Origin of the sequence: Pseudomonas sp. MWU12-2319 (genome assembly GCF_023242525.1) — a bacterium.
Classification (GTDB): domain Bacteria; phylum Pseudomonadota; class Gammaproteobacteria; order Pseudomonadales; family Pseudomonadaceae; genus Aquipseudomonas; species Aquipseudomonas gingeri_D.
Genome location: NZ_JALJES010000010.1, coordinates 262,310 through 281,342 on the forward strand (window position 1 = coordinate 262,310; position 19,033 = coordinate 281,342).

Annotated in this window: 27 protein-coding genes and 1 tRNA gene; 26 read left to right on the forward strand and 2 right to left on the reverse strand. The window is 58.2% G+C overall.

Features of this window, described 5'->3' with window-relative positions:
- Nucleotides 1-11 precede the first annotated feature (11 nt).
- From M5C01_RS18270 to M5C01_RS18290, 5 genes are all read left to right on the forward strand, one after another.
- Nucleotides 12-941 carry a hypothetical protein gene (locus M5C01_RS18270; RefSeq protein WP_152739777.1) on the forward strand — a complete coding sequence of 310 codons (930 nt, stop codon included), beginning with the start codon at nt 12-14 and terminating at the stop codon, nt 939-941.
- Entirely contained in the window at nt 934-1,716 is a 783-nt protein-coding gene (locus tag M5C01_RS18275; protein ID WP_152739778.1) for a hypothetical protein, read from the forward strand. Before M5C01_RS18270 ends, M5C01_RS18275 begins: the two co-directional genes overlap by 8 nt.
- Complete coding sequence (locus M5C01_RS18280) at nt 1,713-3,089, forward strand: site-specific integrase (protein ID WP_248764367.1); 1,377 nt, start codon at nt 1,713-1,715, stop codon at nt 3,087-3,089. Before M5C01_RS18275 ends, M5C01_RS18280 begins: the two co-directional genes overlap by 4 nt.
- Before the next feature lie 34 nt (nt 3,090-3,123).
- Entirely contained in the window at nt 3,124-3,468 is a 345-nt protein-coding gene (locus M5C01_RS18285; RefSeq protein WP_152739779.1) for an antiterminator Q family protein, read from the forward strand.
- A gap of 197 nt (nt 3,469-3,665) precedes the next feature.
- Complete coding sequence (locus M5C01_RS18290) at nt 3,666-4,331, forward strand: hypothetical protein (RefSeq protein WP_152739780.1); 666 nt, start codon at nt 3,666-3,668, stop codon at nt 4,329-4,331.
- A gap of 211 nt (nt 4,332-4,542) precedes the next feature.
- Here the strand turns inward: M5C01_RS18290 and M5C01_RS18295 are convergent, their stop codons facing one another.
- On the reverse strand, nt 4,543-5,130 hold the full coding sequence (locus M5C01_RS18295; protein WP_152739781.1) for a hypothetical protein: 588 nt from the start codon (nt 5,128-5,130) through the stop codon (nt 4,543-4,545).
- 91 nt (nt 5,131-5,221) lie between these two features.
- Complete coding sequence (locus tag M5C01_RS18300) at nt 5,222-5,995, reverse strand: Arc family DNA-binding protein (protein WP_248764368.1); 774 nt, start codon at nt 5,993-5,995, stop codon at nt 5,222-5,224.
- Between the two features lie 17 nt (nt 5,996-6,012).
- On the opposite strand from M5C01_RS18300, the gene M5C01_RS18305 reads away from it, so the two are divergent.
- The 21 genes from M5C01_RS18305 to M5C01_RS18405 all read left to right on the forward strand — a co-directional run bounded on the left by M5C01_RS18305 (nt 6,013) and on the right by M5C01_RS18405 (nt 18,957).
- Nucleotides 6,013-6,909 (forward strand): Bro-N domain-containing protein, encoded by an 897-nt coding sequence (locus M5C01_RS18305; RefSeq protein WP_152739782.1) that lies wholly within the window; start codon nt 6,013-6,015, stop codon nt 6,907-6,909.
- Nucleotides 6,910-7,031: 122 nt separating this feature from the next.
- Nucleotides 7,032-7,107 (forward strand) — tRNA-Met (locus M5C01_RS18310).
- A gap of 68 nt (nt 7,108-7,175) precedes the next feature.
- Nucleotides 7,176-7,511 (forward strand): phage holin, lambda family, encoded by a 336-nt coding sequence (locus tag M5C01_RS18315; protein ID WP_152739783.1) that lies wholly within the window; start codon nt 7,176-7,178, stop codon nt 7,509-7,511.
- Between the two features lie 21 nt (nt 7,512-7,532).
- Nucleotides 7,533-7,880: an HNH endonuclease gene (locus M5C01_RS18320; protein WP_152739784.1), complete on the forward strand. Its 348-nt coding sequence runs from the start codon at nt 7,533-7,535 to the stop codon at nt 7,878-7,880.
- Between the two features lie 142 nt (nt 7,881-8,022).
- The gene (locus M5C01_RS18325; RefSeq protein WP_152739814.1) at nt 8,023-8,487 is read left to right on the forward strand and encodes a terminase small subunit; all 465 of its coding nucleotides are present in this window, start codon (nt 8,023-8,025) and stop codon (nt 8,485-8,487) included.
- Nucleotides 8,488-8,490: 3 nt separating this feature from the next.
- Complete coding sequence (locus M5C01_RS18330; protein WP_152739785.1) at nt 8,491-10,173, forward strand: terminase large subunit; 1,683 nt, start codon at nt 8,491-8,493, stop codon at nt 10,171-10,173.
- Between the two features lie 8 nt (nt 10,174-10,181).
- Complete coding sequence (locus M5C01_RS18335) at nt 10,182-10,334, forward strand: hypothetical protein (RefSeq protein WP_178129854.1); 153 nt, start codon at nt 10,182-10,184, stop codon at nt 10,332-10,334.
- Nucleotides 10,327-11,640 (forward strand): phage portal protein, encoded by a 1,314-nt coding sequence (locus M5C01_RS18340; RefSeq protein WP_178129868.1) that lies wholly within the window; start codon nt 10,327-10,329, stop codon nt 11,638-11,640. Before M5C01_RS18335 ends, M5C01_RS18340 begins: the two co-directional genes overlap by 8 nt.
- A gap of 4 nt (nt 11,641-11,644) precedes the next feature.
- On the forward strand, nt 11,645-12,505 hold the full coding sequence (locus M5C01_RS18345; RefSeq protein ID WP_152739787.1) for a head maturation protease, ClpP-related: 861 nt from the start codon (nt 11,645-11,647) through the stop codon (nt 12,503-12,505).
- Nucleotides 12,506-12,571: 66 nt separating this feature from the next.
- Nucleotides 12,572-13,768, forward strand: coding sequence for a phage major capsid protein (locus M5C01_RS18350; RefSeq protein ID WP_152739788.1), 1,197 nt, complete (start codon nt 12,572-12,574; stop codon nt 13,766-13,768).
- A 57-nt stretch (nt 13,769-13,825) separates the two neighbouring features.
- Nucleotides 13,826-14,404, forward strand: coding sequence for a hypothetical protein (locus tag M5C01_RS18355; protein WP_178129869.1), 579 nt, complete (start codon nt 13,826-13,828; stop codon nt 14,402-14,404).
- Complete coding sequence (locus M5C01_RS18360; RefSeq protein WP_152739789.1) at nt 14,394-15,002, forward strand: hypothetical protein; 609 nt, start codon at nt 14,394-14,396, stop codon at nt 15,000-15,002. Before M5C01_RS18355 ends, M5C01_RS18360 begins: the two co-directional genes overlap by 11 nt.
- Nucleotides 14,966-15,646, forward strand: coding sequence for a hypothetical protein (locus M5C01_RS18365; protein WP_152739790.1), 681 nt, complete (start codon nt 14,966-14,968; stop codon nt 15,644-15,646). Before M5C01_RS18360 ends, M5C01_RS18365 begins: the two co-directional genes overlap by 37 nt.
- Nucleotides 15,647-16,228, forward strand: a complete 582-nt coding sequence (locus M5C01_RS18370) for a hypothetical protein (RefSeq protein ID WP_152739791.1) — start codon at nt 15,647-15,649, stop codon at nt 16,226-16,228.
- Nucleotides 16,229-16,235: 7 nt separating this feature from the next.
- On the forward strand, nt 16,236-16,517 hold the full coding sequence (locus M5C01_RS18375) for a hypothetical protein (protein ID WP_152739792.1): 282 nt from the start codon (nt 16,236-16,238) through the stop codon (nt 16,515-16,517).
- Nucleotides 16,517-16,867, forward strand: coding sequence for a head-tail connector protein (locus tag M5C01_RS18380; protein ID WP_152739793.1), 351 nt, complete (start codon nt 16,517-16,519; stop codon nt 16,865-16,867). Before M5C01_RS18375 ends, M5C01_RS18380 begins: the two co-directional genes overlap by 1 nt.
- 2 nt (nt 16,868-16,869) lie before the next feature.
- Nucleotides 16,870-17,277 carry a head-tail adaptor protein gene (locus M5C01_RS18385; protein WP_121141188.1) on the forward strand — a complete coding sequence of 136 codons (408 nt, stop codon included), beginning with the start codon at nt 16,870-16,872 and terminating at the stop codon, nt 17,275-17,277.
- On the forward strand, nt 17,270-17,791 hold the full coding sequence (locus M5C01_RS18390; protein WP_152739794.1) for a hypothetical protein: 522 nt from the start codon (nt 17,270-17,272) through the stop codon (nt 17,789-17,791). The genes M5C01_RS18385 and M5C01_RS18390 overlap by 8 nt, the downstream gene beginning before the upstream one ends.
- An 83-nt stretch (nt 17,792-17,874) precedes the next feature.
- Nucleotides 17,875-18,162, forward strand: coding sequence for a type II toxin-antitoxin system ParD family antitoxin (locus M5C01_RS18395; RefSeq protein ID WP_103499793.1), 288 nt, complete (start codon nt 17,875-17,877; stop codon nt 18,160-18,162).
- Nucleotides 18,159-18,458 (forward strand): type II toxin-antitoxin system RelE/ParE family toxin, encoded by a 300-nt coding sequence (locus tag M5C01_RS18400; protein ID WP_121141184.1) that lies wholly within the window; start codon nt 18,159-18,161, stop codon nt 18,456-18,458. Before M5C01_RS18395 ends, M5C01_RS18400 begins: the two co-directional genes overlap by 4 nt.
- Nucleotides 18,459-18,624: 166 nt before the next feature.
- Nucleotides 18,625-18,957, forward strand: coding sequence for a hypothetical protein (locus M5C01_RS18405; protein WP_152739795.1), 333 nt, complete (start codon nt 18,625-18,627; stop codon nt 18,955-18,957).
- The last annotated feature ends 76 nt before the right edge of the window (nt 18,958-19,033 follow it).

A 19,033-nucleotide genomic window follows, 5' to 3' on the forward strand; every position in this document is an offset into this window, starting at 1 on the left:
GGGGCGATGCCATGACTTTGCAAGAACTGTTGGATCGCCCGATCGCCTTTCAGCGCGCGTTTGTGTCGCTGGGCGTGGGCATCACCGGCGCCCTGATGTTGTCCCAGGCGATCTACTGGTCCAACCGCACCGATGACGCCGAGGGATGGTTCTACAAGACCATGGAGGAGTGGGAAGCCGAGACCGGTATGACGCGTTATGAGCAGGAGGGCGCTCGTAAAAAACTGGTCAAGATAGGCGTGCTGGAGGAACAAAAAAAAGGCGTTCCCTGTCGTTTGTTTTATCGCGTGAACCTCGAGGCGATCCGCGCAAACTTGTCTGTGGAAAATCCGCAGCCCAGTTTGCGGAAAAACCCCAAACAGGCTCGGGGAAAACCCACCAGCAGGCCTGAGGAAAACCCACAGGCTATTACAGAGACTACAACAGAGATTACTTCAGAGATTACTTCAGAGATTACAACAGAGACTTTACCGGGGGAGGGTGCGGCTGCGCCGCCCCAGCCCGGCGAGGGGGGCGAGTCGCTCTCGGATATACCGCGCTGCGAGATCCCGCCCGACATGCCCGGACCGAGGGATCCGAGCTGCAAGACGTTCAAGGTGTGGGCGAATTATGCCTTCGCCTACCGCAAGCGGTATTCGACCTGGCCGGTGTGGAACGCTCGGGTCGGCGGATTGCTCGGGCAACTGGTGGATCGGCTCGGGGTCAACGCCGCGCCGAAGGTGGCCGCGTACTACCTGGTGATCAGCGATGCCCAGTACCTGCGTGAGTGCCACAGCCTCACCACCCTGTTGTCCAAGGCCGAGAGCATCCACACCCAATGGATCACCGGCCGGCCCATCACCGGGACCAGCGCCCGGCAGATGGAAAACACCCAGAGCAATCTGTCGGCCGCCGAACAGGCGAAAGACCTGTTGCGCCAGCGGAGTGGCCGCCATGCTTAACCCGTCCCACCTCGAAGCAATCATCGACCTGCTCTGTGCCACGGCGGAAGCCATGGGCACCACGATCAGCCCGAATACGGCGCTGATCATGGCTGCCGATTTGAGCGAGCACCCGCTTGAACGGATTGAGGCGGCGTTGACGGCATGCCGTCGGGGCGGTCGCGCGACGCTGACGACGTTCGACATCCTGGAGCACCTCAAGGCCGCGGATGGGCGTCCCGACAAGAACGAGGCCTGGTCGATCGCGTTGGTCGCGCTCGATGAATTCGAAACGGTGGTGCTGACCGAGGAAATCCTACAGGCGCTGCCGGCGGCGCGCCCGATCCTCGAGTTGGGCGACAAGGTGGGCGCGCGCATGGCGTTTCTGTCGGCCTACGAACGGCTGGTAGACGAGGCTCGGCGCCAGGTTCGGCCAGTGGCCTGGAGCGTTTCCGTGGGCTATGACCCCAGCCGCGGTGTGGCGGCGATCGAGCGTGCGGTGCAGCTGAAATTGATTGCTCCGGAAGTTGCCAGCGCCCAGTTGGCGCGCCTCGAGCACACCCCCATCACCGAGGATGGCCGGGCCATTGCAGGGCTGATCACCGGGGCAACGGCCAGTCCCTCGCCCCAAGTTCGTGAGCGGTTACATCAACTCAGCGTGGAATTGGAGGCGCGACGGGCCTTGGCCCTGGAGGAGCGTCAGCGCCGGGTGGAGGCTGAACGCCGCGACCTGGCCGAGCGTATCAATCGACAGTTTGACCTGATAGCCCAAGCCCGAAAGGAGGGACGGTTGTGAGCAGTGATACCGCACTGAAAAATGAACCAGACGCCCCGGTACCGAAAACCCTGAACGTCACCTTGAGCGATGCCGAGATCCGCCGGCACCAGGGTGGCAATGTTCGCCAACTGCGCGATCCTCGGTACCGGGAGTTGCGTTTCCGTTACTCCACGGTCGACCGCAGCCGAGGGGCCTGGCACGTGGTGGTCGCCGGCCAGTGGGGCAAGGCGGGGGATTACCCAGGCCTCAATACCCGGAGGATGCTGGATACCCTGCCGGCCATTCTGGCGCGCCGCGCTGCGGATCCCCAGGCGAATTCCACAGCCAGCCACTGGGCCACGGTGGGTGACCTGCTGGCCTGGTACCAGGATCGCATGACCCGGGACAAGGCTTTATCGGCCAAACGCAAGGCCAGTGCCCGGTCGGCGCTCAAGTGTCATCTGGTGCCGCGTCTGGGCCCGTTGGCGTTGCTCGCGCTGGATCGCCCGGCGTTGGACGGTTTGCTGCTCTGGCCGATGCAGGAGCGCTATGCCTTGTCGTTTGTGCGCTCGGTGTATGGCGTGTTGGCGGTGGCGTTTCGGCAGGCGCAGCGGCTGTCGATGATTGCCAGCAATCCCATGGCGGGGCTGACATTCGGAGACTTTGTGAACACCCGGATCCGGGCCAAGCCGGCCCGGTTGCGCGGGACCGATCTGGAGGCGCTGCTGCCAAGGCTGGCTGACGGTTTTGAAGCCGCCCCCGGCGCCTCGATGCTGGCGGTGATGATGCTGTGTCACGGCACGCGGATCGGGGAAACCCGGGTGGCGCGTTGGCAGCACATCGACCTGCGGGCGCACACCTGGTTTATTCCGGCGGGGGACACCAAGACCAAGAGCGAGCACCGCCTGCCACTGACCGCTCAGGTGTGCGCGTTGCTGCGGCGGTACCAGGCGCATCAGCAGGCCGCGGGGTATGACGGCCCTTTCCTGTTCCCCGGTCGCCCGAGAGCGCCCCTCAGTGCGACCCAGGCCAGCACGCTGTTCAGGGGCTTGTCGAACGGCGAATGGTCGAGCCACGACTTGCGCAAGGTGGCGCGCACGGCTTGGACCGACCTGGGCGTGGATTACCTGGTGGGCGAGCTGCTGCTCAACCATGCCCTGAAAAACCTCGATCAGGTGTACATCCACACCACCGCCGAGCGCCTCAAGCGCCAGGCGTTGGAGGTCTGGCACGGGTGGTTGGATGCGCGGGGTTTTGTCGGGTTGCACGGTGAGACAGAGGCGAGATGCGAAAAACCGCCAAAAGGCCCGCAGGCCTTACCGGATCAGGCGTTCAGCGCGGCCGAATTTCCATTGCCAAGGAGGACGCTATTCGACGCCGCCAGCCCCAAACGGCGTCAGGACATAGGTTGAACATGATGATTGGGCTTGAGAGGAGCGCACGACCATGAAGTGCACGGATCGAACCGTAGAGGATCTGCTGGAGCATTGGGGGCGCTGGGTGTTGCTGGGCTCGGGCGTGTCTTGTTGCGCGTCGCGGGAGAACGATTTGGCAATGCCAATGATTACTGACGATGATGCGCTGCTGATTGATAGCCTGGTCGGTCGCCTGCGTGATCGCTATGCGGAGGCGGGACAGGTGATCATTCACTACTACACCTCTCGTGATGCCGATCTGATGACTATCGGCAAGAGGCTGGGCTTTGGTTACGGGAAGACGAGGGAGCTTTGGAAGGCGGGTATTGCCTGGATTGATGGTGTGCTCGAGTCACGCCGCAGGCTGATCGGATGATGTCTTGAGGTGGCAGACAGCGTGAAGTGAGCACGAGATGAGAGATGCAAATTTTGGTTCTGCGCGAAAGCGAGTTCGTTGGCTGGTTGTGATATTCAGGGAAATTTCTGGTGCGACTTTCGGAATTAGGACTACAGACGAGTTGAGATTTTCTTTCCTATGTTGGCATCCTTTCAAACACTGAAACGGATGACAGCATGGCTACGATCAGATGGAAGAACGAACACGCAGGGCAGTTCAAGGAGGTCTCGACAAGTTTCTTCAAGATGAAGATATTTTTTGAATTTTCCCCTGGGTTTTCCCGTTTAATGGTTGCAATTCTCTTAATGACTCATGCTTTTTCTGCGACTGCCAAACAAGAAGAGGAATTTGTTTACCTACTTCCAGAAGATTATCAGGATGAGCAAGGCACACCGCAAAAAGATAAAAGCCTTAATCTCACACCAAGAGAGTTTAAGGAGGGAGTCATTAAGTATTTGAAACAAATCCCGCAGTGCTCCTTATCAAAATTGACACCTGAGCATATGATTAACGATGGCGCTGTGATTTACCAAGAGTTAAATCTTGGCGGCGCCAAATTGGATGTGTTTGTTGATGTGGCGGAATCTGGAAAAATATCAAAAATAAAATTTTTAGAGAGTCGAGGCTCGAAGGATGAAAGTTTGCAAGCTATAATGTGTTCAACCTATGCGGTTATGAGGACGTTGTGGCCTGATGAAAAACTACAGTCACATGAACAGGCGCTGGATAGCATGACACGGCTATGGACTTTAGCAGCAGACAAACCTTTTGAGATGTCCTTCTTTTTCGATAAAATCAAAGCTCAAGTTGTGCCTTTTCTCATGGAAGTTAATCCGGGGTGAAGTAGCACTTGTAAATGCAATAGCCTTCAGAAATTGGTGCGCTCATCTCTATGAATTTTGCTTGATGTTTCGTTTGCCCGTCACCCGTCACTGTAAATTCAGCGATACAGGATTGGCGCTCTGTGAAGTACAGGCGGATACACAATCATCGCTAGAGACAGCCTTGCTTGCGGTGGTAAGCAGGCCCTGATATTCATTGCTGAAGGCAACCTCAGTAAGCTCGCTCTTTTAGAAGGTCACGAGCAACAGACTCACAATTTTCCTGGCCTTTTTGAAACCAGATAACGCTTTTCCTGTTCTTGTCCTCAAGAATATAAGAATCAGAAAACTTCACGACATCATAGTGGTATCCGTTTTTTTTGGCTTTTAGGGCGAAGTCTGCTGGCTCCCTGAGTTTTGAACTGGTGTAAGAAATCGGAAGACACTTAACCTCTCCATCAAAGTGGTACCACCAATTACTAGACTTTGGCGACGGGGTATACGTAGAAACTGCACCTTCGGCTATTGCTTGCAGGCACTGTTTTTTATCAAGAAAAAATTGCGATATGTAAATGTCACCATTTTCCCTTAGGTCACGCACCATCATCACTTGGCCGTCATTTCTCACACGACTAGTTAGATTTGGTTTTTTACTTTCATCGTCACCAAAAATACCCGCAGGCATTCCAATTGTTTTGCTGCAAGCTGGCATGCGCGCAGCAATTGAATATACTGGCATTGTATCAAAAAGATCTTCTGGTGCCGCTGCCACAGGCAAGGTGACTAGTAAGGCGGCTGCGAAAAATATATATCCTCTCATTTGATTCCTGGTTGATTATTTTATGCGTTTCCATGTGCTGAGAGGTGTCCTCATCATGCCTGTCTATTTTAGGGTGGCTTAAATTGGTGCACTATCTGTACAGGTTGTTAGAGATTGGTACATCGGGTGGAGACTCTTTGCTCTTTGCCTTTTCTAGCTCATCGAAGGTGATCCAGACGGATTCTCCTCCGTCCCACTCTACCTGATAGCCCAATATCCTGAGCTCCTCGGTCACCCCATCAAGGAGAGCAGTGAAATCCTGTTCCGGCATCTGCTCAAGTTCTAGATCGCGGAAAGTAGTGTGCGAATTTCCATGGCCTAGCTCAATGGCACGGGTGATATCGCGCAGTATCCGCTCTCTTACCATTCTTGGGATTTGCCGGCGAGCTATAGCTGATAGCTCTCGAACTTTCTCGGCCGGCATGAATTCTGAGGGTGGGTTTTCCTTCAAAAAGCTCATCTCGAGGCGCGCAAGAATTTCTGCTGTGGCAGATCGGCCGTTCTCTTTGGATGCCGCAGCTACCTGATCCCTTAAGGTCTCGGGAATGCGCAGATTGAATTGGGGGTCGGTGCGACTCATAGATTTCCGTGCTTTTTTGACAGGCGATTTACCTTGTGAAAAGAATGCATCACCGTGATGTTGACGGCAATGCATCACCGTTATACATTTGTTTTGTGCATAACGGTGATGCATTGGTGGCGATGGCTTTCGGCTGGAGGTTGAGAGTTGGGCAGAAGCAAGCCAGCCGATGGTCGGCAATGGAGAATGTTTTCTTGGCGGAGGAGGAAAGGCGGTAAGCAGGCAGTGCCTGAAAGGAAGAAGCCCCGGCGAGGTGAGATTCGCCAGGGCTTCAGATGTGAACATTTTCTGAGGACATCCACATGGTCAAGAATACCACAGCAGCATCGAGTGTCATTCCGTTCAGATTTGAGTCTCGCGAAGTCCGCACCCTGTTGATCGACGATCAACCTTGGTTCGTGGGCAGCGATGTATCCGCGGCCTTGGCATATACCGAGGCGAGCAGGATGACCCGCAATCTCGACGAGGATGAAAAGGGTCTCCACATTGTGGTGACCCCTGGCGGCGAGCAAGAAATGTTGGTCATCAACGAGTCCGGCCTGTATTCGGCAATCCTGCGCAGCCGCAAGGCCGAGGCTAAGCGCTTCAAAAAGTGGGTCACCGCCGAAGTGCTTCCGGCAATCCACAAGTACGGCCATTACCATGACGGTCTGGGTCGCATGGGTACCCTGATCGGTCAAACCATCGGGACCGACGGTTTCCACATGCTGGGTTCGATTATCAAAGGCAAGGTGGCAGAGTTGCCAATGCCCGCGAGGCGCCGTGCAATGTCCAAGATCTGGTCCCAGACTCATGTGGCTTTCGGAGTACGGTCAGCAGAGGATATTCCTGCTGAGCAGTTGGACGCGGCACGCAATTTTATTGCGGCATACGTACTCAGAGAAGGTGATTATCTACCCAAGGAGCCCGTCGGGGTACTCGCTTTGGATGACGGCCAGGCGCTGGCAGCCTGGAATTTAATGCATAGCGCTGCGTGGACAGTGCACCACTGGGAGGAGGGTATAGGTCCAGCAATGAAATTGGTGCACAGTCGGTTCTACGGCAATGCGAATACCCATATTACGAATCTGCGACAGTCCGTTGAGAGACTGAAACCCGTCAGAGAAACGATTGAATCTGTCTGTAGCGTGGGTCGACCATCTGACTTTTTTGCCCTGATGCCCGAAGAGTGTCAGAACCTGGGGGGACTGCGTTTCTGATTGCTCTCAACGTCTACCGGAAGGTTGGTTGACTGGATCGATCCTGTCGTATAAATTTTCATTACGTTGCGGTTTTTCCGCAAAAAAAGCCCGGCCACTGTGTCGGGCTTTTTCGTTTTTGATGCGTGGTGGAGCAGAGGCCAGCTCGTCGGGCTCATAACCCGAAGGTCGTCGGTTCGTATCCGGCCCTCGCATCCATATTCAAGACCCTGCCACCGCGCAGGGTTTTCTTTTTTGCAGCTCCCTGCTTGGGAGGAATCCCCGAGATGAGCGACATGCCCGAGAAAAACCCCGACACCTGGGCGGCGGCGCTTGAATGGTTTAGCCAGCACAAGGCGACGCTGTACGTGGTGCTGATGTCCTGTGGGATGGCAGTGCTCCGTGTTATCCATAGCGGTGGCAATTGGCGCGAATGGCTCCTCGAGGGGCCTCTCTGCGCGGGCATGACCCTCGGCATGATTCCGCTGCTCGAGCACTTCGAATTGCCGTCCAGCCTGGCATTGCCGGTGGGTGTCTGGGTGGGATACCTCGGCACGAAGAAAATCGCCCGGCTGGTAGATCGGCTCGTCGATCTCAAATTGCCCAAGCGCCCTGTCGATTGATGATCCTCGTGGAGGCCGACAATGGCTCGTCTGCATACGCTCGGTACTCGGGTGAAAACCCAGGATGATCGCATCCGCATTGTTGAGCCGGGTTCCTGGCGCTACGACAAGAGCAACGCCCACCAGCGCGGTTACAACCATGCCTGGCGCAAGGCGCGGCTGGAACATCTGCAAGCGCATCCTCTGTGTGCGTACTGCGAGCGAGAAGGGAGGGTAACGGCGGCGAACGTGGTTGACCATTCCACTCCTCATCGGGGTGACATGGCGCTGTTCTGGGATAGAAGCCTGTGGGTTTCGCTCTGTACTCCCTGCCACTCCTCAGTGAAACAGCGTGAGGAGGTCGAGGCGGCACGGCAGGGTGTTCGGTAGGGCGAGATCGGTCAGGATTTTCGAAATCGAGAATCATTATCATTTTTGAGGGGTAGGGGGGGCAAAACTTCAGAGACTTTCGTCTGCGCGACCGCCCGCCCTCGCACGGACAGATTTTTTCCCCCTTTCAGGATTTTTGTTAATGGCTTTAACAAACAAAAAGCGGGCGTTTGTTGAGGCCATCGAGCAAGGCGCCTCCAAGCGGGACGCCGCTATCGCCGCGGGTTACAGCGCGGCGACGGCATCCGCCGCCGGCTCTCGGTTGTTCAAGGATCCGGCGGTGCAGGCTGAGCTTGAACGCCGGGGCTTTAACAAAACGCCGACGCCCAGCGAACTACCCAAACCTGAACCTGAAGAGCCGCGTTTCGATATCCAATCGGCGTTGATGTTCCGCGATCCAAAAGCCTTCCTGCTGGCCGTGATGAACGATACGAAATCCGAAGCCAAGCTGCGGGTCGAAGCGGCGAAGACCCTGATGCCGTTCGTACATGCCAGGAAAGGCGAGGGCGGTAAGAAGGAGGAAAAGGAGGCGGCGGCCAAAGCGGCCGCCAGTGGCCGTTTCGGTCAGGGCGCCCAGCCCAGCAAAGTGGTTCCGATCAAGAGGTGATGAATGGAGTGGTCGACGGCATGCCCCGACTGGGAGCAGCGGATCGTCGCCGGGCAGTCACTGATTCCGTTCGAACCGCTATTTCCGGGTGTGGCCAGGCAGGCGCTGGATGTGTTTCGGGAATTGCGTGTGGTGGACATGGCGCACAGCCCTACCATGGGCGAGGTCAGTCGCCCCTGGATTCTGCAGTTCGTCGAGGCGGTCTTCGGTGCTTACGACGAAGAGGCGGGACGGCGACTGATCACCGAGTTCTTCCTGCTGATCAGCAAGAAGAACACCAAGTCCACCACGGCGGCCGGCATCATGCTTACGGCCCTGATCCTGAACTGGCGGCCTTCGGCTGAATTTCTGATTCTGGCCCCGACCATCGAGGTCGCGAACAACAGCTTTTACCCCGCTCGGGACATGGTGAAAGCTGACGATGAACTGTCAGCGCTCCTCCATGTGCAGGATCACATCCGAACGATCACGCACCGCACGACCGGCGCAACGTTGAAAGTCATTGCCGCCGACAGCGAGACGGTGGGTGGCAAAAAGGCCACGGGCGTATTGATTGACGAACTGTGGCTGTTCGGCAAGAAGGCCAACGCCGAAAACATGCTGCGCGAAGCCTGTGGCGGCCTGGCCTCGCGACCCGAGGGCTTTACCATTTTCCTGTCGACCCAGTCCGACGAGCCGCCGGCGGGGGTGTTTCGGGCCAAGTTGCAGTACGCCCGGGGCGTGCGCGACGGGCGCATTGAGGACAAATGCTTTCTGCCGGTGCTCTATGAGTTTCCGGACAAAATGCTCAAGGCCCAGCAGCATCGCAATCCGGAGAACTTCTACATCACCAACCCCAACCTGGGGGCGTCGGTGGACACGGCGTTTCTCGTTCGCGAGTTTCAAAAGGCCCAGGAGGCCGGCGAGTCGTCAATGTTGGGTTTTCTGGCCAAGCACCTGAACGTCGAAATCGGCCTGGCCCTGAAGTCTGATCGCTGGGCCGGTGCTGAATTTTGGCAAGCCCAGGGGATCCCCGAGGGTGTGTCGTTTGAAGACCTGCTTGAACGGAGCGAAGTGATTGATATCGGGATCGATGGGGGTGGCCTCGATGACCTGTTGGGCTTCTCCGCCATCGGGCGCGATGGGAGCACGCGCAAATGGTTGCTGTGGACCCACGCTTGGGCTCATCCCTCGGTGCTCGAGCGACGCAAGAGCGAGGCCGCACGCTTTCACGATTTTGCCCGGGACGGTCATCTCACCTTGGTGGAGACCATTGGTGAGGATGTTAGCGAGGTCGCCCGTCTTGCTGCGCAGGTGGAGGAGTCCGGATTGCTGGATAAGGTCGGGATCGACCCGGCCGGTGTCGGTGCGATTCTCGATGCACTCATTGAGGCAGGGGTACCGGAGGACAAGATCATTGGTATTTCCCAGGGGTGGAAGCTCGGCGGCGCGATCAAGACCACCGAGCGAAAGTTGGCCGAAGGCGGCTTGATCCATGGTGGGCAACCGATGATGGCCTGGTGTTGCGGTAACGCGCGTGTGGAGCCCAGGGGCAATTCGATCCTCATTACCAAGCAGGCCTCGGGGTTCGCCAAGATCGACCCGCTGATGGCCACTTTCAACGCGGTATCACTGCTTTCGCTCAGTCCGCAGGCACGCGGTAATGATGACTTCATGGACGCTATCAGGAATCCAATCATCGTATGAGCATGCCCATGATTAGCTTTATCGGGAGCTCCCTGCTGGGGTTCGGTTTACTGATATCCGGTGTGTACGTGTTGTCAGGCACTGGCTGGGCGCTGCTGGCTGGGGCGGCCTCTTTTTTTGCTATCGCGGGCTTTATCCGCCAAGGGCTGACCAGTGAGTAAAACCTTAGCCGCGGTCCTCGTACGGTCGGCGACAAAGCCACGGGCCTCTCTTGGGGAATGGTTGGGCACGGTCATCAAGTTGACGGACGGCGGCTTCTGGAGCGGCTTTCTCGGTACCCAATCCAGCTCCGGGAAAACCGTTACCGTTGACAGTGCTCTGCACCTGTCGGCGGTCTGGTCATGTGTACGGATTATTTCCACATCGGTCGCCGGCCTGCCGCTGGGTGTCTACCGGCGCATGAGCGACGGTGGTCGAGAAGATGCTCGCAGCTTCTCGCTGTATGACGTGATCCACAACAGCCCCAACGAGGACATGACGGCCTTCCAGTTCTGGCAGGCGGTGGTCGCGTCCATGCTGTTGTGGGGCAATGCCTTCTGTGAGATTCATCGTTCTGCGGGCCGCGTGATTGCCCTGGATTTCCTGTTGCCGTCGCGGGTCGACCTGGTGGTGGACGCCGATGGACGATTGGAATACTGGTACCGGCCGAAAAAAGGTCCACGCCGACAAATCCAGCGCGTCGACATGCTGCACATCCCGGCGTTCTCACTGGACGGCCGGGTCGGTCTGTCGGCTATTCGTTATGGCGCGGATGTCTTTGGCGCGGCCATGTCCGCCGATGATGCGGCCAACGGCACCTTCAAGAATGGTTTGCTGCCAACGGTGGCTTTCAAGGTCGATCGCATCCTCAAGCCCGGTCAACGCGATGAGTTCCGTGACTATGTTCGGCAAGTCTCCGGCGCCATGAATGCCGGGAAGTCACCGGTGCTGGAGCAAGGCGTCACGCCTGAAACCATCGGCATCAATCCCGCCGATGCGCAGTTGCTGGAGTCCAGGTCCTTCAGCGTTGAGGAAATCTGCCGTTGGTTCGGTGTACCGCCCTGGATGGTCGGCAAAACCGAAAAGGGCAGTAACTGGGGGACAGGGCTGGAACAGCAGATGATTGCGTTCCTGACCTTTTGCATCAGCTCAATCACCAGCCAGATTCAGCAATGCGTGAATAAGCGCTTGCTGAGCCCGGTGGATCGGGTTCGACACTATGCAGAGTTTTCCCTGGAGGCATTCCTCAAGGCAGACACTGCCGGCCGGGCGGCCTGGTACAGCCAGATGACCCAGAACGGGATCATGACCCGCGACGAATGCCGGGCCAAAGAGAACCTGCCACGCCGCGGCGGCAATGCCGATGTGCTGACCGTGCAGACCAATCTGTCGCCAATCGACCGTCTCGGCGAAACCAGCGATATGCAAACCGCCAGGAACGCCCTGATGAACGGGCTCAATCAGCCGGACACAAGAAACCCGGAGTAACAGCATGCAAGCAACACAGGAGCGCGATTTTCGTTGCGAGCTGAGCCCGCTCGCCTTGGAAATGTGGAATCCGGACCTGCGCGCCGCCGTCGACGGCGATGAGGCGACGATCACCGTTTACGGCATCATCGGCGATGACTGGTGGGGCGAAGGCGTCACGCTCAAACGGGTGGATGCGGCTCTACGGGCTATCGGCGACAAAGCGGTCACGGTTTACATCAACTCCCCCGGCGGCGATATGTTCGAGGGGATCGCCATCTACAACCGTCTGCGGGAGCATTCGCAACGGGTCACCACCAAGGTACTCGGCCTGGCGGCGTCAGCGGCGTCGGTCATTGCCATGGCGGGTATCCAGCGTGAGATGGCCAAGAGCGCCTTTCTGATGATCCATAACTGTTGGGTCTGGCTGGCCGCGAACCGCCATGGCTTGCGAGAGGCGGCGGATCAGATGGAGGCGTTCGATCGGGCGATGATCGGCCTTTATGCCGATACCAGCGGGCTGGAGGAGGATGAGGTCGAGACCCTGCTCGATGCTGAAACCTATCTCAATGGTGTCAGCGCGCTGGAGAAAGGTTTCGCCACTGGCCTGATCGCGGCTGATGAAATCAAGGAAAGCCACGATGACGCCCAGTCCCAGGCCCGCGCTGCACGCCGTTTGGATGCCGCGCTGGCGAAATCCGGAATGTCCCGTAGCGAGCGACGCAAACTGCTGGCAGAGATCAAGACCGGTATGCCTCGCGCTACCGGCGGCGACAGGCTTCGCGCTGTCGTGACGGGTACGCCTGGCGCTGCCCTGGATACCGCCGTTTTCGAACAAACCGCACAGCAGGCCAGCGCGCTTAAGGGGCTTCTCCCTCTGCGTTAATCGCCTGTTCACGCCCATTCAAAGCCACCCGCGAGGTGGCTTTTGCATTTAGCAAGGATCAACGCCATGCCTTTGGATCTCGAAAAAATCGAAGCCGCCCAGCAGGATACCCAAAAAGAGCTGAAAGCCGTCGGCGACCAGATCAAGCAGTACGCCGAGCAGACGGCCAAGGAAATCAAGCTTTCCGGTGAGATGCAGGCCGAAACTCGCACCAAGGTCGACGAACTGTTGCTCACCCAGGGAGAGTTGCAGGCCCGCCTGCTGGAGACCGAGCAGAAACTGATCCGGGCGAACACGCACCGTGAACCGGAACACCAGCCGTCTGCCGGCGAGCTGGTGGCGGCGAAAATGACCGAGGAGGGGGTGACCAGTTCGTTTCGCGGCTCGCGTCGTGTCGAGGTACCGCGCGCGGCCATTACCTCGGTGCCTGAGTCGGCCGGCGCCCTGGTGGCCCCGGATCGTCAACCGGGAATTATTGCCCTGCCTCAACGCCGCTTGACCATTCGGGATTTAGTGGCGCCGGGGAGTACCAGTAGCAACTCGGTGGAGTACGTCCGCGAAACGGGGTTCACCAACAACGCGGGGGTCGTGGGTGAGGGGCAGGCCAAGCCTTACAGTGACCTGAAGTTCGAGTTGGACAACGCGGCGGTCCGCACCATCGCCCATCTGTTCAAAGGTAGTCGGCAGATCCTCGACGACGCTCCGGCCTTACAGAGCTTCATTGACGCACGTGCCCGTTATGGGTTGCTTCTGGCGGAAGAGGCCCAGTTGTTGTACGGCAACGGGACCGGCAATAACGTGCACGGCATCATTCCGCAGGCCCAACCGTACAACCCACCGGCTGGGGTCGTCGTCGACGCCGAGCAACGTATCGACCGTATCCGCCTGGCGCTGTTGCAGGCCACCCTGGCCGAGTTCCCCTCGACGGGCATCGTGCTCAATCCCATCGATTGGGCGTTGATCGAGCTGCTCAAGGACGGTGAGCATCGCTACATCATTGGTCGGCCGCAAGAAGGTACCGCGGCGCGTCTGTGGAACCTGCCGGTGGTGGAAACCCAGGCCATCGTCCAGGACGACTTCCTGGTGGGGGCCTTCAAGTTGGCGGCGCAGATATTCGACCGCATGGCCATTGAAGTGCTGATCTCCACCGAGAACGACAAGGACTTCGAAAACAACATGATCACCATCCGCGCCGAAGAGCGTCTGGCATTCACCGTGTACCGCCCTGAAGCATTCGTCACCGGATCCCTGTCCGAGTCCTGATGACAAGCATTCGCCTGCGTGACCGGGCAATCCGGTCGCACGACTCGTGGAAACGTTATGGCTGACTCTATTCCTGCATCCTGGTCGGTGGTGGTCTGCATCGCCAGCGGACCCAGTTTGACGGCGGAAGATTGCGCGGCGGTCAAAACCTGGCGCGAGGTGTCAGGCGTCGAAGGCCGGGCAGTCATCTGCACCAACACCAGTTTTCGCCTGGCACCGTGGGCCGATGTGCTGTTCGCCATGGACCGTGCCTGGTGGTACGAGCATATGCCGGAGGTGAAACGCCGATTTTCCGGTGAGCTGGCGGCCCTGAATCAGGCGGCCCACGACGTGGTGCCCTGGCGGATCAAGGATTACCGCAACTCCGGCGCCGCCGCGGTGGCTCTGGCGATCAAACGCGGTGCAAGCCGAGTGATCCTGCTGGGCTACGACCTGCAATACACCGGTGGCCGCCGGCACTGGCATGGAGACCATCCGGCCTGTCTCGGGAATGCCGACAGAATCACTACTTGGCCGGCGCAGTTTGCGCGGTTGCGTCAGGACCATCCGTCTATCGACATCATCAACTGTTCTCGGGAAACGGCACTGACCGTCTTCCCAAGGGCGGACCTGCAGGTGACGCTCGATGGTCGGTAGCCGTTGCATCATCGTTGCCTCCGGACCTTCGGCGCGTGGTTTCGAACCGCCGGCCGACGTCCTGGTCATCGCCGTCAACGGGGCGATCGACTGGTTGTCCCGGGCCGATTGGTTTTTCACCCTGGATCCTTCGACCGCCAATCTCCAGCGGCTGGCGACATCTCGTCACGGCGTGCGCTATGCCGTCGCGTTTCCAGCAATACGCGGCCTTCCTGGTCATGTTCTGCGGTTCGAGCGGCATGCCGAGCGAGGGATAGAGCCGAGTGCAACGGGAAGTCCTGAATGGTGGTTTTGGCGCTGGTCGGCGGTGTCTGGACTGAGCACTGATCCCAACCGGATCAATACCGGCAACAGCGCCTACGGCGCGCTGGGCCTGGCTTTCCACCTGGGTTGCAAACAGGTTGCGCTGGTCGGGGTCGACGCAACGGCTGACGAGCGCATAGAGGGGGGCCATCCCAATAACCTGAGCCACTTGCCGCTTCTGTTCGCCTCGGCACGAGAGCAGATCGACGTGACCTCCTGCGGCCTGATGGGCGGCATCCCGCATATGGAGCTTCTTGAATGGCTCGAAAAAACCAGCCCGTCATTGTCACGGTAATGCGCTCCGGCGGCGTGTACTCGCCGGAGCATGTGCGGTGGCTGCACCGGCAGTTCCCCAGGCACTACAGCAGTGCCTGCCTGACCGATGTTGCCGTGGCAGGCGTCGATTGCTTTGAGCTGGAGTATGGCTGGCCGAAATGGTGGAGCAAGCTGGAACTATTCAACCCCAAAGGCCCGCTCGGTCGCCGACATCTGTTCTTTATCGACCTGGACTCGGTCATCGTCGGAGATATCCGCGACCTGCTGGCCGTTCGGCCATACACGATGCTGACCGACTTCTACCGCGAGACGCAAAACGACCCGCCTGCGGCCTCGGCGGTGATGTCGATTCCGGTTGAGGTCAAGGCGCCTATCTGGCACCAGTTCATGCTTGATCCCGAGCGGCATATGCGCGAATGCACAGCGCCGCACCGGCACGGTGACCAGGGCTTTATCGGTACCACCGGCATTGGTGCTCAGCGCTGGCAGGAGGTCATGCCGGGTACAGTGGTCAGCTTCAAGAAAGACGTTGCACAAAAGGGTCGCTACTCCCGCTCGGTGGGGACGGGGCGGGTGCCCGAGTCCGCCCGGATCGTCTGCTTTCATGGCAGCCCGCGCCCTTGGGAAAGTGGAGAGTCCTGGGTGCCCCCGATGGTGACCTGAATGCCTGTACTTATTTCGTTCTACACCGACAACTGGCTGTACCCGCAGCACGCGGCCCGGCTGGCTGCCGAGTGCGACCACTACGGTATTGCACACGATATCTGTCGGCTTGAAACCACCGGCGACTGGATGCAGAACACGCAGCTCAAGGCGCGGTTCATCCGTGATCGTCTGGAGCGGCACGGTGAAATCATCTGGCTCGATGTGGACAGTGCGCTGCTGCGCAAACCCGATTTGTTCAAGCGCTCGCTGCCGTCGGACCTCGGTCTGGTACGCCATACCACGCTCCCGCGGCATTGGCATGTGGGCATGATGATGTTCCGGCAGTGTGCGGGTGTGGCTTGGTTGCTGGATGAATGGATTGACCGGCTGGAGTCCTGCGGCGGTACCGATGAGGCCGCCCTGGACATCACCTGGAACAGGTTGGCTGATCGGTTGCAAGTCTCGGTCGCGACCCTCCCGATCAGCTATCACGCGCTGCCGGTTCGCCGCGGCTATGCCCCGGGCTCGGTCATCGGCATGGGGCTGTCGATGGACTCGACCAAGATGGCGATGAAGCAACGCAATGCACAAAAAAGGTAGAGGCAACATGGCACGTAAAAATCAGAAGGGTTCAGCCGCGCAATCCAGGGACTCGACGCCGGAGACATCTGCGTCGGACGATCAGGGCGCGCTGTCCTCACTCATTCAGTCGACTTCCCAGGCACCCACCTCTGTTGATGAGGGAGGCGTCATCCTCTGGCCTCTGCGCAGCTATCTGGACCAAGGCGAAGTGAAGCGTGCCGGAGGCAAACCCTATCAAGCGGCCCGGTACCAAGCCGCTCAGTTGATTGCCAAGGGGTTGGCCACTGACAGTGAGCCCCGCCGCTGATGGCCGTCATCGACATGGGTACTGCCATGCAGCATGTAAAGGCTGAAGAGGACGATCGAGGGCACGTTGCACTCCTGCTGGAGGCCGCCGAGGACAGCGCCACTCAGTTCCTGAACAGGCGCTTTTTCGCCGATCAAGCCGCGCTGGAGCAGGCTGTTATCGATGGAACGGCCGGGCGCTCGCCGATGGTGATCAGCGCGGCCATACAGGCGGCTTGCCTGTTGATTCTCGGGCACCTCTACGCCAACCGCGAAGACACCGTGACCGGCATCAATACGGCTTCCGTCGTGGCGTTGCCCATGGGGTCACAGGCGCTATTGACACCGTATCGCATCGGTTGGGGAGTCTGAGCATGGCCTACCGTGAACCGGCGGCCGGCGAGCTCAATCGGCGTGTCGCTATCCGTCTGCGCACGGATGTCCCGACGCCGGATATGGGCTTGGGGTCCGAGTTCTCAACGCTCAAGCCCCGTTGGGCGAAGATCGTGCCCGTTGGGACGGCGGTGTACGCCGAGGGTATCCAGACCGACGTCAAGATTACTCATCGCATCGAAATGAGGCTTTTTCCGGGCATCACCGACGCGCATGAAGTGGTGCATGTACGGCTTGAGCCTGGTGGCACCGACCTCTATGAGGTGATTGCAGATACGCCGGTATACCGGGTCAAGCGCAGCGCCGATATGAACGGTACCGGACGCTTCACGCTGTTGGAAGTGGAGGAACTGGGCTTGATACAACCGGCTGGAGGCATTTATGGCTAACTCAGTGGCGCTCGAAGGCTATCTGCATATCGAGGGATTCGACAATTTGACCCGTGACGTCTTCGACAAGCGGAAGATCCGCGAGGGCATGCGCAAGGCTGGGCGCGTTGTTGCGAGGCAGGCCCAGGTGAACCTGGCGCTGGCTCGAGGAGAAGATAATTACCCGGTCAGTCGAACCGGGACGCTGGTGAATTCGATCGCCTTCAAGCTCTCCCGGTCGGGATTCCTGGTCAAAATCGCACCGTACAAAACCGGCGCCATGAAGGCGTATTACCCGGCCTACCTGTATTACGGGGTTAAAATGGGAGGGCGCCTGAAACCCCTGGCCCCAGGGCTGGGCAAGGGCAAGTCGAATCGCCGGGGCAAGGGCGTCCGGGCTGCAGCTCTGGCAGTGCGCGCTGCAGGTGACTGGCGGATCAAGCCGCGCAAGAACTACATGTCCGACGCACTTCAGGATACTCAGTCGCAAGTGCGTAGAATTTTGGAGGCGGCCTTTGCGCAGGCATTGGGTTGAGGGGGAGACAGGGGCTGGTTTGTGGCGACTGTTCGGATTTGCTATGGTGGTAGGAAGTATTCCTACCTTTCACAGGTGAGCCTATGAGCACGGCCGAAAAAATCAGTATTGCGTTGCCGCCCGAAATGGTCCACATGGTCCGTAGCGCGGTGGCCACCGGCGAATATGCCTCAAGCAGTGAAGTCATTCGCGATGCATTGCGGGACTGGACGTACAAGCGCAGCTTGCGCCAGCAAGGTGTCGACGAATTACGTCAGCTTTGGCAAGAGGCGCGGGCTGATGAAACCCCCGGCGTCTCCGCTGATAGTGTTCTTGACCGCCTGGAACGTAAGTATCAGGCCATTGCTGACGCCAGGGGCGTGGGCAAATGATGCAGCTTGAGCTCTCTCGTTATATTGAGGGGGATTTGGATGACGTCGCTGATTTTATTGCGCAAGACAACCCGGTACGGGCTGTGACCTTTATTCAGGACATCCGAAGGAAACTTTCGGACATCCAACGCAACCCGTACATCTACCAGCTCCGCCCGGATATAGGCCAAGATGCCCGCATGGCGGTAGTTGGGAATTACGCCATCCTTTTTCGTGTTATTGAAGGTGAGACTGTGCGGATCGAGCGTGTAGTTTATGGCGGTCGCAACTTGCCAGGTGTTGTCGATCTGCTTTAAGTGACTGCGATTTGAGGGGGCGCCAGGATGAATGCGCCCGCTGACTCTGGCGATCAGGACGTTTCTCCGGACGTTTCTGGCGTGATTTTCGGAATCTGGACTACAGACGAATTTAGGCTTTCTTTCTTACGTTGACTCCCTTTCAATCACTGAAACGGATGGCAGCATGGATACGATCAAATTGAAGAATGAACACACCGGGCAGTTCAAGGAAGCGCCGGTAGGTTTTTCTTGGACGACGTTTTTTTTCGGGTTCTTTCCTGCGCTATTACGAGGTGATTGGAAGAACTTTCTGATTATGTTGTTCTTGAGCGTTCCCACGTTCGGCATTGTTCTGATCGTGTACTGGTTCAAGTACAACAAGATCTATATCAACGACTTGATTGGGAACGGCTTCAAAGTGGTCATGAGCAAGGAAGAAGCTGAATTTATGTCGGCGAAAATGGGTGTGGTGCTACCTATCATAAATTCTGAGAAAGACAGCTTTGATGAAGCTTGATCTCTCTGAGACGGTATGTGACAGCCGGCTATTTTTGCCTTTTGCCCAAAGCTAACGGTACCGCGCTCCTGAGCAC

Excerpts from the sequence above, each read along its gene's own strand:
- M5C01_RS18270 (WP_152739777.1), top strand. The coding sequence starts at position 12 with ATGACTTTGCAAGAACTGTTGGATCGCCCGATCGCCTTTCAGCGCGCG.
- M5C01_RS18275 (WP_152739778.1), top strand. The coding sequence starts at position 934 with ATGCTTAACCCGTCCCACCTCGAAGCAATCATCGACCTGCTCTGTGCC.
- M5C01_RS18285 (WP_152739779.1), top strand. The coding sequence starts at position 3,124 with ATGAAGTGCACGGATCGAACCGTAGAGGATCTGCTGGAGCATTGGGGG.
- M5C01_RS18290 (WP_152739780.1), top strand. The coding sequence starts at position 3,666 with ATGGCTACGATCAGATGGAAGAACGAACACGCAGGGCAGTTCAAGGAG.
- M5C01_RS18295 (WP_152739781.1), bottom strand. The coding sequence starts at position 5,130 with ATGAGAGGATATATATTTTTCGCAGCCGCCTTACTAGTCACCTTGCCT.
- M5C01_RS18300 (WP_248764368.1), bottom strand. The coding sequence starts at position 5,995 with ATGTTCACATCTGAAGCCCTGGCGAATCTCACCTCGCCGGGGCTTCTT.
- M5C01_RS18305 (WP_152739782.1), top strand. The coding sequence starts at position 6,013 with ATGGTCAAGAATACCACAGCAGCATCGAGTGTCATTCCGTTCAGATTT.
- M5C01_RS18315 (WP_152739783.1), top strand. The coding sequence starts at position 7,176 with ATGAGCGACATGCCCGAGAAAAACCCCGACACCTGGGCGGCGGCGCTT.
- M5C01_RS18320 (WP_152739784.1), top strand. The coding sequence starts at position 7,533 with ATGGCTCGTCTGCATACGCTCGGTACTCGGGTGAAAACCCAGGATGAT.
- M5C01_RS18325 (WP_152739814.1), top strand. The coding sequence starts at position 8,023 with ATGGCTTTAACAAACAAAAAGCGGGCGTTTGTTGAGGCCATCGAGCAA.
- M5C01_RS18330 (WP_152739785.1), top strand. The coding sequence starts at position 8,491 with ATGGAGTGGTCGACGGCATGCCCCGACTGGGAGCAGCGGATCGTCGCC.
- M5C01_RS18335 (WP_178129854.1), top strand. The coding sequence starts at position 10,182 with ATGATTAGCTTTATCGGGAGCTCCCTGCTGGGGTTCGGTTTACTGATA.
- M5C01_RS18345 (WP_152739787.1), top strand. The coding sequence starts at position 11,645 with ATGCAAGCAACACAGGAGCGCGATTTTCGTTGCGAGCTGAGCCCGCTC.
- M5C01_RS18350 (WP_152739788.1), top strand. The coding sequence starts at position 12,572 with ATGCCTTTGGATCTCGAAAAAATCGAAGCCGCCCAGCAGGATACCCAA.
- M5C01_RS18355 (WP_178129869.1), top strand. The coding sequence starts at position 13,826 with ATGGCTGACTCTATTCCTGCATCCTGGTCGGTGGTGGTCTGCATCGCC.
- M5C01_RS18360 (WP_152739789.1), top strand. The coding sequence starts at position 14,394 with ATGGTCGGTAGCCGTTGCATCATCGTTGCCTCCGGACCTTCGGCGCGT.
- M5C01_RS18365 (WP_152739790.1), top strand. The coding sequence starts at position 14,966 with ATGGCTCGAAAAAACCAGCCCGTCATTGTCACGGTAATGCGCTCCGGC.
- M5C01_RS18370 (WP_152739791.1), top strand. The coding sequence starts at position 15,647 with ATGCCTGTACTTATTTCGTTCTACACCGACAACTGGCTGTACCCGCAG.
- M5C01_RS18375 (WP_152739792.1), top strand. The coding sequence starts at position 16,236 with ATGGCACGTAAAAATCAGAAGGGTTCAGCCGCGCAATCCAGGGACTCG.
- M5C01_RS18380 (WP_152739793.1), top strand. The coding sequence starts at position 16,517 with ATGGCCGTCATCGACATGGGTACTGCCATGCAGCATGTAAAGGCTGAA.
- M5C01_RS18385 (WP_121141188.1), top strand. The coding sequence starts at position 16,870 with ATGGCCTACCGTGAACCGGCGGCCGGCGAGCTCAATCGGCGTGTCGCT.
- M5C01_RS18390 (WP_152739794.1), top strand. The coding sequence starts at position 17,270 with ATGGCTAACTCAGTGGCGCTCGAAGGCTATCTGCATATCGAGGGATTC.
- M5C01_RS18395 (WP_103499793.1), top strand. The coding sequence starts at position 17,875 with ATGAGCACGGCCGAAAAAATCAGTATTGCGTTGCCGCCCGAAATGGTC.
- M5C01_RS18400 (WP_121141184.1), top strand. The coding sequence starts at position 18,159 with ATGATGCAGCTTGAGCTCTCTCGTTATATTGAGGGGGATTTGGATGAC.
- M5C01_RS18405 (WP_152739795.1), top strand. The coding sequence starts at position 18,625 with ATGGATACGATCAAATTGAAGAATGAACACACCGGGCAGTTCAAGGAA.